This is a genomic window from Candidatus Manganitrophaceae bacterium, assembly GCA_016200325.1.
Taxonomy (GTDB): domain Bacteria; phylum Nitrospirota; class Nitrospiria; order SBBL01; family Manganitrophaceae; genus Manganitrophus.
In genome coordinates this window covers 1-11,750 of the sequence record JACQEZ010000001.1, presented here as the reverse complement: position 1 = coordinate 11,750, position 11,750 = coordinate 1, and the positions used below count along the sequence as shown (strand labels likewise).

The 11,750-nt window shown below is 58.6% G+C and carries 8 protein-coding genes; 3 read left to right on the top strand and 5 right to left on the bottom strand.

The annotated features are described in order from the left end of the window. Nucleotides 1–49: 49 nt before the first annotated feature. The 3 genes from HY282_00040 to HY282_00030 all read right to left on the bottom strand — a co-directional run bounded on the left by HY282_00040 (nucleotide 50) and on the right by HY282_00030 (nucleotide 4,359). A complete protein-coding gene (locus HY282_00040; GenBank protein ID MBI3802137.1) occupies nucleotides 50–1,534 on the bottom strand; it encodes a PAS domain S-box protein in 1,485 nt (494 codons plus the stop codon). Nucleotides 1,535–1,745: 211 nt separating this feature from the next. After that, nucleotides 1,746–2,873 carry an SRPBCC family protein gene (locus HY282_00035; GenBank protein MBI3802136.1) on the bottom strand — a complete coding sequence of 376 codons (1,128 nt, stop codon included), beginning with the start codon at nucleotides 2,871–2,873 and terminating at the stop codon, nucleotides 1,746–1,748. 142 nt (nucleotides 2,874–3,015) lie between these two features. Further along, the gene (locus HY282_00030) at nucleotides 3,016–4,359 is read right to left on the bottom strand and encodes a phosphoribosyltransferase (GenBank protein MBI3802135.1); all 1,344 of its coding nucleotides are present in this window, start codon (nucleotides 4,357–4,359) and stop codon (nucleotides 3,016–3,018) included. A 328-nt stretch (nucleotides 4,360–4,687) separates the two neighbouring features. Between HY282_00030 and HY282_00025 the strand changes: the two genes are divergently transcribed. Continuing rightward, the gene (locus HY282_00025; protein MBI3802134.1) at nucleotides 4,688–6,469 is read left to right on the top strand and encodes a HAMP domain-containing protein; all 1,782 of its coding nucleotides are present in this window, start codon (nucleotides 4,688–4,690) and stop codon (nucleotides 6,467–6,469) included. Between the two features lie 67 nt (nucleotides 6,470–6,536). On the opposite strand, the gene HY282_00020 is transcribed toward HY282_00025, so the two are convergent. After that, nucleotides 6,537–6,974: a chromate resistance protein gene (locus tag HY282_00020; GenBank protein ID MBI3802133.1), complete on the bottom strand. Its 438-nt coding sequence runs from the start codon at nucleotides 6,972–6,974 to the stop codon at nucleotides 6,537–6,539. 89 nt (nucleotides 6,975–7,063) lie between these two features. Continuing rightward, on the bottom strand, nucleotides 7,064–7,984 hold the full coding sequence (locus HY282_00015; GenBank protein MBI3802132.1) for a DUF1259 domain-containing protein: 921 nt from the start codon (nucleotides 7,982–7,984) through the stop codon (nucleotides 7,064–7,066). A 220-nt stretch (nucleotides 7,985–8,204) separates the two neighbouring features. On the opposite strand from HY282_00015, the gene HY282_00010 reads away from it, so the two are divergent. Next, the gene (locus tag HY282_00010; GenBank protein MBI3802131.1) at nucleotides 8,205–9,041 is read left to right on the top strand and encodes a hypothetical protein; all 837 of its coding nucleotides are present in this window, start codon (nucleotides 8,205–8,207) and stop codon (nucleotides 9,039–9,041) included. A gap of 657 nt (nucleotides 9,042–9,698) precedes the next feature. Then, nucleotides 9,699–11,384 carry a beta-propeller fold lactonase family protein gene (locus HY282_00005; protein MBI3802130.1) on the top strand — a complete coding sequence of 562 codons (1,686 nt, stop codon included), beginning with the start codon at nucleotides 9,699–9,701 and terminating at the stop codon, nucleotides 11,382–11,384. Nucleotides 11,385–11,750 lie beyond the last annotated feature (366 nt).

Here is an 11,750-nt window from a genome sequence, read left to right as displayed (position 1 = left end):
CCCCCTTTGCCCCATTTATTCGGACCGCTCTTTTTCTCCCTTTCACCCTCTATGAATCGACGTCGAAACGCTTCACCCCCCCCTGCTCGGTGGTGCTGTAGCGGTCGACCTCTTCAAGCTTTCGGATGATCTGGACCACCTCTTCCATCCTGTGGACGATCGCCTCGGCCCATCTCCGCTTTGGATCGGCGGTGTCGCTCTTCTTCAAGATCATCTCCGCGTAACTTTTGACCGGGGTGATGGCATTGAAGATATTGTGGGCGTAAGTCATAGAGAGGGTTCGGATCGCCTCGAGCCGCTCTTTCTCGGCCAAGATCGCCTCCATTCGTCTTCGCTCGGTAATATCTTTTCCGGTCGAGACGTAATGGGTGATCTCGCCGCGGCGGTTTTTAATCGGCGTGATCGTCTTCTCTTCGTGATAAAGGGAGCCGTCTTTCTTTTTATTGATGAACTCGCCGCGGAAGACCTCGCCGCGCAAAATCGTCTCCCAAAGCAACTGATAGAAGACCCGTCCCTGCTCCCCGGACTTCACGATACGGGGGGTCTTTCCGATCGCCTCTTCCCGCGTGTAGCCGGTCTTTTGCTCGAATGCCGGATTGACATATTCGATGAAACCCTCTCGGTCGGTAATGACGACCACGTCATCGGTTTGCTCGATCACCCGGGAGAGTTTCCGCATTTCCCGCTCCGCCGCCTTTCGGCGGGTGATGTCGCGCGTGATGCTCGAGGCGCCGACGATCCGGCCATCGGTATCCCGGATTGGAGAGGTGGTGACGGAGACATCGACCCGCGCGCCGTCTTTTCTTAACCGGACCGTCTCGTAATGTTCAATCCGCTCTCCGCGTCGAATCCGATCGAGGATCTGCTCGGCCCGGTCCGGATGGTCCATCGGGATGAGGATCGATACCGGCGCCTGGAGAATCTCATCGGCGGCATATCCGTACATCCGCTCTGCCCCTGGGTTCCAGGTGACAATCGCTCCTTCGAGCGTCATCCCGATGATCGCGTCATTGGACGACTCTACGATCGACGCCAACCGCTGATGCGCCTCCTCGGCCACCCGCCGGTCGGTGATCTCTTCGTGCGCCACAACGACTCGAACCGGCGCTCCCCCCGGAAAGCGGGTGACCCGCGCCAAAAACCAACTCAAGCGTTCAGGGCGGGGACAGGAATATTCCAAGGTGAACTCCGGATCAGCACCGGTCATGACCCGCCGGATTCCCGCCGCAAGGGCTTGGGCCTCTTCGGAGCCGGCCCCCGCAGCGGCCTCGCAGAGGGCCAGGTAGTTTGCGCCGACCCCGATCGGCCCCCTGACCGTGTTCTCCTCCGAAAAGTGGCGCCACGCCGCGTTGACGGCGATCACTGCGCCGCGGTCATCCAGAATGGCAATCTGGGCGGAGAGGGCGTCGAATGCCGATTGAAAAAACCGCTGCGACTCCCGCAACGTCGCTTCAAGCGGCTCGACCCCATGCGTCAGTCCCCTTGATTTTTCCCCTTCCATCTCATCCTCTACAGCGATAGACCGAATCAACATGAATCTCCTCATGTTATCATCCTCGCTTTAGGACAAACAAGACTGCGTCGGGTTTCTTTCGTTCTACGCCTGGGAAGGGGAAGCCGACTGTCGGAAGTTTAAACCGGAGAGGGCACTTATTCTTCGAAGCGGTCCGGCGGGCGTCCGATCCTCCGAGCAGGGCGGTTCAATGCCTTCCATACCGGAGGATCGGAAAGGATCGGAGAGTGGATCAAGCCGCCGCATCTTGGGGACGGCCTCCCGTTTCAATCAACGTTTTCATCCGAACGAGATCTGTATCCATCTCACTTTTCGGATCGGCGCCGAAGAGGGATGCCACCGCGTGGCCGAGGACCCCGGCCGGGGGATTGTAAGACAGCTGGATCTCGACCCGGGTGCCGCCGGAGGCCGGCTCAAAACGGACAGAGCCGGTATGCGCCACCGTTGCGCCCGGAACGGTCTTCCAGGCGATCAGACTGTTCGGGATTCTCTCCGTGATCACGGCATCCCACTCCACCGACACCCCGCCGGGGCCGGCGACCACCCAATGCGAACGTCCTTCTTCTTTCAGATGAACCTCGCGGACATTCGACATGAACTTCGGAAAATTTTGAAAATGGTCCCAGAACTCAAAAACTTTCTCGACCGGGGCCGAAATAAAAACCGTTTTTTGGATATTCACAGCGCGGAATCCCGAGCCGGCTTCGATGATCTCCCTGACCGACCTATTGGTGATGCTTCGGGTCAGGATGCCGACTCCTGCGGTGCCGGCGATCGTCCGAAAAATCCCATCCCGCCGGATGCCGTACAGTGCCAGTATCACCCCGGCGGCGCCCATCAGCATCCTTGCCGTGGACGACCCGTCCCCCTGCATCCATTCGAGCTGCAGCGACCGGCCCTCCCCTCCCTGAAGCGCCGGGACATTCTCCGCCGTCTGATGCGATTGCAGCTGATTGTCAACGTCGGCAACCCCCCGGATCAGCGCGACCGCCGAGAGGAGCGGGCCGATTTCCGCCGCCAAGATCGGCCCGGTCAGAATGACCCGTTTATTCTCCACCCGGACCTCGATGGCGTCGGGATGAGAAATCACCCTTCTGAGCTTCGCCCGAACCCGCTCCAGCAGGGTCTGATCATCCACCTCGACATTCTGCAGGCGCGAGTCGACTTGAGCCAGCAGATCCTTCACCCGGTCTTGCACCTCCCCGAGGGTCGACTCGATTTCCTCCGTTGTCTGATCGATTTTCTGAATGAGTTTGTCCCGTACGACGGCGCGGCGGCGATCCCCCATTTCCGGGTCAAAAAAATAGGCCAGCCCCGCACCCAAGCCGAAACTGCCAATGAGACCTAATCCCCTATTCATGCGCCACCTCCCTGTATCACGTCTGAAAGTTCACATTGTCCACCGATTCATTACGAGGTTTCTCTGCCTGTTTTGGATCCCTTTTCGTTTTTCATCCTGGAGGAAGGGTCCGATCGGCACCGCGCTCCGCAGAGAGATCACTTTATGCCGCCTGCGCTTTCCCGGTCACACTCAGGTGGCGGGCAAACCAGCGGCCCGCCCACTGCGCCACCTGCTCTAAGGCGCCCGGCTCTTCAAAGAGCGGGGAGACCCCCGGGAGGATCCTTAACTCCTTTTCCACTTTCAGCCGGGCCAGCGCGTCTCGGTTCAGATCGATCACCAACCGATCTTCTTCCCCGACGATCAGAAGGGTCGGGGCGCGGACCTGGGCCAGCGCCGGTCCGGCCAGGTCGGGACGGCCTCCCCGCGAGACAATCGCGCCGATCCGATCGGGTCGACGGGCGGCTGAAATCAAAGCGGCCGCCGCGCCGGTGCTGGCGCCGAAGTAGCCGACGCGAAGCATGCGCGTTTCTTCATTTTCCGAAACCCAGTCGGTGACGCCGACCAACCGTTCTGAAAGAAGACCAATGTTGAACCGAAGCGCCGCGGTGGTCTGATCGAGCTGCTCCTCGCGGGCGGTCAAAAGGTCAAAGAGCAAGGTGGCCAGACCGGCCCGGTACAGGTGATCGGCCACCTGGAGATTCCGGGGATTGAAGCGGCTGCTCCCGCTCCCATGCGCAAAGAGGATCAACCCTTTCGCTCCGGCAGGAATGCGGAGATCTCCCTCGAGCAAGATCGGGCCGATGGCGATCGCGACCCGGCGCGCCTCCCCTTTCGGATCAATCCCTCTTCCCGCGCCGCGCACCGCGGCCTCTCGGCGGGCCCGATCCAATAAAGCAATTACCTCGCTGTCCGACGTCTGGTCGAAATTCCGGTACCAGAGACTGACGGCGCCGAAGTAGCCCGGAATTTCAAGGCAGACAACCTCATCTGCTTCGGAGGTGAGCGATTGAGCCGTTTCCGAAGCGCAGACGGGGGCGGCATAAATCATCCGCTGCGGCTGCGCCCGCCGCAGCGCCCGAATCGCCGCCTGAGCGGTGACGCCGGTCGCCAGGCCGTCATCGACGAGGATGACCGTCCGCCCTTCAATTTCGGAGATGAATCGCCCCCCCCGGAAGCGGCGCAGCCGCCGCTCCAACTCCCGCTCTTCTTGTGCGATGATCGCCTCGATTTCGGGCTCTGAGAGGTGGAGCATCCGGATCGCCTCCGGATTCAGGATCCGAATACCGCCGGGGGCGATCGCACCGATGCCGAACTCCGGACGTCCCGGCGCGCCGAGCTTCCGCGCGACCATCACATCCATCGGCGCACCCAACGCGCGGGCGACCTCATAAGCCACCGGAACCCCGCCCCGAGGGAGGGCGAAGACCACCGGGTTTTCCTTCCGCAAAGGGGCAAGGCGCTCCGACAACCGGCGGCCAGCCTCTTCTCTGTCTTTGAAAAGCATCATGTCTACCGGGTCCATCTACATTGGCTCAGTCGCCCTCTGATTGAGCAGGGGCCTTCGACAGGCGCTCGGAGCGTTCGAATCTTCTTCCATTTAGGATAGGCCGTTCCCTCCCAAGAGTGCAATCCTCCAAAGTGTTTAGGGTTCCTCTCCGAAAGGGTTAAATATTCTACGGGATGCCGCTCTCAAATGATCATCCCAATATGGAATCGCACCTTCTCTGCATTGAAGGAGCGTGACTTTTATTTCGAGAAAGTGCTGTGATACAATGCACAGATTCATGAAGAACCCTCTTTCGAAAACAAATCCGCCGCGCGGCATGGAGAAAATGCCGCTGCGATCCTTGCCGATCCATTGGAAATGGACCGCCGCCGCCCTGCTCCTCTCGATGGCCTTGATCCTCCTCGTCGGCGGACTGATGCTCTGGTCATTCAAGCGCTATGCCCTGCGCCAAATTGAACAGAACCTCTCCGCGCAGGCGGCGCTGGCAGCCCCCCTCTTTGTACAGCCGCTCCTCTCGGAGGATCCTGAAATCATCGACCGGGTGACCGATCTGCCCGGACCGGCACGCCCCAGCCAGCTCACGGTCATCCGGCCGGATGGGAGCGTGGCCGGCGACTCGAGCAAACGCGGCGGGGCGCGGCGGACGGAGGAGAATCCCTTACATCAACCGGAGGTGGAGGCGGCGCTGGCCGGCCACACAGCGACGGCGATTCGATTTTCCGAGACCGCCGGGACAGAGCTCTTTTATCTGGCCCAACCGATTCAGGCCGAGGGCAAATTAATCGGCATTATTCATTTGGCGTTCCCCCTCTCCGACGTTTTTTCTGAAATGGCAGAGATCCGCCGCGTTTTATGGATCGTCCTCGGAGCGGTATTTCTCGGGTCGATTTTTATCGGCTATTTTCTCTCCAAACGGCTGACCGCCCCCCTCTTACAAATGGCCGAGGCGGCACAATCGATCGCACAAGGAAGTTTCCGGCATCGCGTTCGGATCCGGTCGGAAGATGAAATGGAGGCGCTTGGAGAGGCCTTGAACCAGATGGCGGACGGTCTGCAGCGGAAAATTCAGGACCTCTCTGACGATCGGGCCAAGACCCTCGCGCTCCTCTCCGGAATGCTTGAAGGGGTTTTGGTTCTCGATAGCCGGGGGAGGATCCTCCTGACCAATGCTTCATTCGAGCGAATATTTGCCCTCTCGGGGGATGCTTGGATCGGCCGGTATCACTATGAACGGCTTCGGCATCATCCGCTCAACACCTTGATCGAGGAGGTCATTCAGAGCGGAAAGCCGCTCTCCCGCGAACTTCAGCTGGGAATCGCCCCGCGTCCTCATCTTCATGTTCAGGCTTCCGTGACCGACCAGACCCCCGCCTCGGTGGTGTTGGTCTTCCACGACATCAGCGAGATCAAACGGCTGGAGCGAATGCGGAAAGATTTTGTCGCCAACGTCTCGCATGAGCTGCGGACGCCGCTGGCGGCGATCAAAGGATATCTGGAGACGTTAGTCGACGGCGGCCTGGAGAATCGGGAGGAAGCCAAAGAGTTTCTCACCATCCTCCAGAAGCATACCGACCGGATGGCCAACCTCGTCCGAGACCTGCTGCAGCTCTCACGGATTGAATCGGGACTCGATCCAATCCGTCCGGCGCCGATCAATCTCCGCGAGGCGGTCCAACGAAATCTGATTCTGCTAAAGCCGCTCTCAGAGAAGCGCGGGCAGACACTCGATGTCTCAATCGCCCCGGAGCTCTCGATTCAGGCAGACCCTGAAAAACTGAGCCACGTCTTGATCAATCTCCTCGACAATGCCATTAAATATACGCCGGAGCGGGGAAAAATCACCGTGAGCGCCTCTGAGCGGACCGATGCGATTTGGATCGAGGTCCAAGATGCCGGAATCGGCATCCCCCGGGAAGACCTCGACCGGATCTTTGAGCGCTTCTATCGAGTCGACCGGACCCGCTCTCGGGAGCTCGGCGGGACCGGCCTGGGCCTCTCGATCGTGAAACATATCATGGAAGCCCACGGCGGAAAGGTGTTCGTAGAAAGCGAGATCGGAAAGGGGTCGCGATTTGTCTTGGTCTTTCCGAAAACGGCCGGCGGGTAACCGATCGGACTGTAGGATCGATGGACCGACGGCCCTCTCCAAAATTTGGATGATTCAGAAACCCTGTCTACCCTTCTTGTCGCATTTTTAAAGAGGCATAAAGGGCGTCGTAAAGGAACATCGCCTTTCCCAGGATCTCTTGATCGTTCTTTGCAACCGATGGGAACCCCTGTGAGATCACCCTCAGGCCGGTCGATTCGGGTGTGAGATCGCTCTGTTCGGGAAAGTCGGCGCCGCGGACGATGCGGGCAAGTTCGCGCAAGATCGGATCACCCGAGCAATACTCCTCCACCAACGCCTCAAAAGAGCAGCGCCCCTGGGCATCTTGGTGCGGATAAAGCGCACCCGGGGCATCGAACCCCTTGGCGCCCTGTTGCTGTTGAATCGCTTCCACTTCGCCCGGTTCCACAAAGAGAAACATCGCATCCGGATCGATGAACCGGTGGATGAGCCAGCCTGTGGCGGTCCGGTTGACCCGGATATCTCGACGGGTCACCCACTTCATCTTACCCCTCCATTCCAACCGATCTTCCCATCATTCATTCCGTTCGCGCATTCCTTTCGCGCATTCTGCTCGCGATTTGTTCAAATCGATTACCCTTGGGGCGACATCTGGGCCAGCGCCTTTTTTAAACCCTCCGCCAAGGCTGTCGAGGAACCGACCGCCCAGAAGTGCATGAAGAAGAGCCGGGGCTCTTCGCCGAGAAGGTGGTTGTGAAGGGCGGTCACCTCGATCCCCCCCTCCCGCAACGCTTGCGTCACCGGGCTGACCTCTTTTTCAATCAGGACGAAATCGCCGGTCGTCGCCGCCTTCTCTTTCCCGAGCTGAAAATGGATGGCCGTTGCCAGCCCCATAAAGGGCGGGATCTCCACCCCCTTCACCCTAATCGCCTCCTTGCGCGGAAAACCATACTGGATCACGGTCCCTTTCACCTTTCCCTCACGGCCGAGGGTCGCATCCAGTTTCTTCACCTCTTCGCTTACAGGGGCGGCAGACCCTTTGTCGGTGGGCGGAGGCGGCTTCAGAGGGGTGCTCGTCAACTGAAGGACCTCTTTCAGGTTTGTGGCGAGCTGTTCGGCCTTTCCCCTTCCCAGAAAGTGAAGATACATCACCTTCGGTTTCTCGCCGACCAGATGATTGTGAAAGGCGGTGATTTCAAATCCCCGCTCTTTCAATTTCGATTCCACCCCTTTCACCTCTTCTTCTTTCAGGGCGAGATCGCCCAGGGCAATCGCTTCCACTCCGACCGGTTTGAAAGCGGCCCAGGAGGTGAGCGCCAAGGCCGGTTGGAGCGGAATGCCGTCGAGGGTCACCTGGAGGTCGGTGCGGGGAAAGCCGATCTTCAGCACCTCCTGATTCATCTGCCCGGAACGATCGAAAATCGCTTCGATCTTTTTCTGATCCAGCGGCGCGGGTGGGGTCTGCTCCGCGTGGACGACCGACATTCCGATCAGGGGGATGAATATCAAAAGGAAGGCGATTTTTTGTCGATTTACTTTTATCGCGCTGGCCATGGGTCTTCCTCCTCTTGCTTAGATGACGCTTCCAGATGGGCGCGATCGGTTGCCCGAAAGGCTGCCCTTCCTCCTAAATGTGAGCGCTCCGACGGATTGAATCTTTTACTGTATCGGGAAAGGTCAACCCGATACAAGGGGAGGGCGAGACCGGTCTCAACCTGCACAAGAGAAGCAATGATGGTATGATAATAAGAGAGCAATGATTTGAGCCTGAATAATGTTTGATGAATCCCGCAATCCGCCGCCGCGCAACCGAATCGATCGGTTTATTCGGCAATTTCGATATCCGGCCTATTTTATTGCGCTGACCCTGCTTTATGCAATCGCCTCGACCGCGATCGGCCTGGCGCTCTCCCCCGCCCTTTGGTTTCTCAGCCATTGGGCCCCCTGGAGCGCTTCCTTTCCCGGTTGGCTTCGCTGGCCGCTTCTCGGCACCGGGCTCGGCTTCTCGTTTTTCATCTCCGGGATGACCCTCCTCGTCGTCATTCCGATTTATAACTGGCTCCTACCGACGCGAATCAAGCCGTTTAAAGGAACCTACTTTACCCTCGCCGCCGTCCCCTGGTTTGTCCACAACGGCCTCTTTTATCTCGTCCGATATACCTTCCTTAAATATGTCACCCTCACCCCGCTCGGCATCGGGTTTTTGAGGGCGATGGGGATGACGATCGGCGAGCGGGCGTTTATCAACACCGACCTGATCTCCGATCCGCGGATGTTGACCCTCGGCGACGATGTCGTGGTCGGGGGGAGCGTTCGGATCTTCGCCCACTACGGCGGCGGAGGAAAGCTGGTCATCGCACCGGTCTTCATCGGCAACAGGGCAACCATCGGCCTCAACGCGACGGTCATGGGAGATGTCTCGGTCGGCGCCGGCGCGACGATCCTGGCGCACTCGGTTCTTCTCCCCGGATCGCGCGTCGGCGAGGGGGAGACCTGGGGCGGGGTGCCGGCCCGACGGATCTCCCGAGAGGAGATGGAACGGATTAAAAAAGAGATCCAGGGTCTCCCGACGAACGAAACCCTTCCAAAGTCTCAAGGCATTCCTTCATAATACGCCCATAATACGCCGCGTCCCGCTTCCTCTGCCCCATTTCGGAAATTTACACCGATTTAACGGCACGCTTATCCCACCGTGACAGCGCCGGGGGAAGATGACCCTGCTTCCGCGATGACCGGAAGCCGCTTCATCCTACCTCCTCTTCCCCGATGCTGGAAACACCGAGGGGGCCAGATCGGCTGCGTCGGGGAAGAGAGAGGTCTCGGTCCAAACCGCCTCCTCCTGTTCGGGGCATACGCCCTACACCCTCCATGCATGCGATTTCCAGAAAAGTACGGAAGTGAAAAGCGCCTGGAATTGATTTAATGCGCGCGGATTGCTTTGCGTCAATCCTTTTTTATTCCTCTCCTTTGCCTGCATCCCGGCAGGATGTAAAGTTAATCAATCTCTCTTTAGGAGAGAGGTCTATACCGCTATTGCACACACCTTAGTGGTAAATTTAAAATTTCGCTTGACAAGGACTTCTTTTTTGTATCAAGCTTTAAACCGCCTTTGTGCAGAAATCCCTGGAGGGGCTTCTTTACAGGCCCCAGCCTTCCTCCCGGGAAGAAACCAGGCGAGCAGTCACTTTCTTGGTCTTAGCAATTCTCTTAAACGCCTGCGCCGTCGAGTGAAAAGACACAGGCGTTTCTATCAGGAGCACACCCGCGCGTGAGGCCCCGGCCGTCGCTTTCATTTCTGATTCTGCTACTCTGTTGGATCTCCGCCTGTGGCGGGGATCACAGCCCCTCTCCCCCTCCGGCGGCCCTTCCGGCGGCCCTTCCGGTGGCACCCACACACGCGGAGCCAGGAACAGCGCCTCCTGCCACCTCCATTCACGTGACACCCGATCACCTGCAACTGCCGATCGGAGGGACCGCCGCCTTTCAAGCGGAGGTGGCCGGAGATCCTCACCTTCACTTGCTCTGGAGCATTGAAGAAGGTGAGCGGGGAGGGGTGATCACTTCAGAGGGGATTTATACCGCCCCCAACCAGCCGGGCATCTACCATGTGATCGCCACCGATCCGGGGAGTAATGCGACCGCAGGCAGCAGCGAGATTACTGTTATGACACCGCCTCTTCATACGGCAATCGCCCTCTCGGTCTCTCCCGCTGAGATCACCCTTCATCCAGCAGAGAGCCAGCTTTTTGTCGCGCAGATCACCGGAAGTGCGGCGTCGGAGGTGACATGGCGCATACAGGAAGGGGCAAGCGGAGGAGTGATTCAATCCGATGGCACTTATACGGCGCCGGCGGCGGCCGGGACCTATCATGTGGTCGCCACCTCCTCAGTGGATCCCAGCGCAACGGCCTCCGCCACCGTCACGGTGATACCGAAAGTCATTCTTCCCCGGTTTGCCTATGCGGTGAATTCGATCAGCAATGATGTATCGGTCTTTCGAATCGATTCGGACCGAGGGGTCTTAACGAAGCTTGGATCGGCTCCCGCGGGCGACCATCCCTATGGACTTGCCGCCGATCCCTCCGGCCGATTCCTCTATGCGGTGAATTTCGGATCTCCCAGTCAGGCCAGCACGGTCTCGATGTATACGATCGATCCGGCGACGGGGTTGCTGACCGCAACGGGGGAGGTCAACACCGGGATGGGGCCCTACTCGGTTGCCGTGGATCCGGCCGGTAAGTTTGTCTATGTGGCCAATGAAGACTCCCGGCCCCAGGTCTGGATCTATCGAATCAATCCTGTGAGCGGCACCCTCTCTTCGATCGGACAGATCGAAGCGGGAACCAGTTCCATCTCAATCACCGTCGATCCCCTCGGGCGCTTTGTCTATGTGGCGAATACGAGCAGTAATACGATCTCGGTCTTTCGGGTCGACCCGGCCACCGGCCTCTTAAGTCATGTAGAGGAGGCCACGGCCGGCTTGGGCGCCAACTCCGTGGCGGTGGATCCGGCGGGGCAGTTCGCCTATGTCGCCAATTCAAGATCGAATGATGTCTGGTGGTATCAGATCGACGGCAGTACCGGATCGCTAAAGAAGAGTGGGGTGATTGCAGCCGGGACCGTGCCCTTCGCGATTGCCATAGATCCGATGGGCCGGTATGCATATACCGCCAATTCCGGCAGCAATGATGTCTCGATGTATCGCATCGATTCGAAAAGCGGGGCGCTCACCGGCCTGGGGGCGATTGCCGCCAGCCCCGACTGGACGAAGCAGTGGGGGCCGCGCTCGGTCACTGTAGATCCCACCGGGCAATTTGTCTATATTGCCAATGTGGACTCCAACAATCTCTCGGCCTATCAAATCGATTCCAAGAGCGGGCAGCTTGTCCCGTTGGGCTGGTTCGATGCGGGGCAGCAGACCCGTGCCGTCACGGTGATCGGTGGGGTGAATTAATCCTTAAACGAGGAATTTGTAACATCCTTCTTTCATCACACAGTGTGACCTCTAATCATCGCTCAATAGACTTCATCCGGCTATGTTTTTAATCGGTCCACTTTTGAACTCAGCATAAGTGAAGCGATATAGAAACCGTGTGAAGATCCGGAGTATGAAAACACCGAAGAACAGCCTCTACTTTTCCTAAAAAACGAAAATTATCTTTTGAAACGACAAATAATACGCTTCGTCCCGCTTCCCCTCTCCCCATTTCGGAAATTTACACCGATTTAACGGCACGCTTATCCCACCGTGACAGCGCCGGGGGAAGATGACCCTGCTTCCGCGATGACCGGAAGCCGCTTCATCCTACCTCCTCTTCCC

What these genes read in the sequence shown, in the direction of transcription:
- HY282_00010 (MBI3802131.1), top strand. Translation starts at nt 8,205, where the DNA reads ATGTTTGATGAATCCCGCAATCCGCCGCCGCGCAACCGAATCGATCGG.
- HY282_00030 (MBI3802135.1), bottom strand. Translation starts at nt 4,359, where the DNA reads ATGCTTTTCAAAGACAGAGAAGAGGCTGGCCGCCGGTTGTCGGAGCGC.
- HY282_00015 (MBI3802132.1), bottom strand. Translation starts at nt 7,984, where the DNA reads ATGGCCAGCGCGATAAAAGTAAATCGACAAAAAATCGCCTTCCTTTTG.
- HY282_00020 (MBI3802133.1), bottom strand. Translation starts at nt 6,974, where the DNA reads ATGAAGTGGGTGACCCGTCGAGATATCCGGGTCAACCGGACCGCCACA.
- HY282_00025 (MBI3802134.1), top strand. Translation starts at nt 4,688, where the DNA reads ATGCCGCTGCGATCCTTGCCGATCCATTGGAAATGGACCGCCGCCGCC.
- HY282_00040 (MBI3802137.1), bottom strand. Translation starts at nt 1,534, where the DNA reads ATGTTGATTCGGTCTATCGCTGTAGAGGATGAGATGGAAGGGGAAAAA.
- HY282_00035 (MBI3802136.1), bottom strand. Translation starts at nt 2,873, where the DNA reads ATGAATAGGGGATTAGGTCTCATTGGCAGTTTCGGCTTGGGTGCGGGG.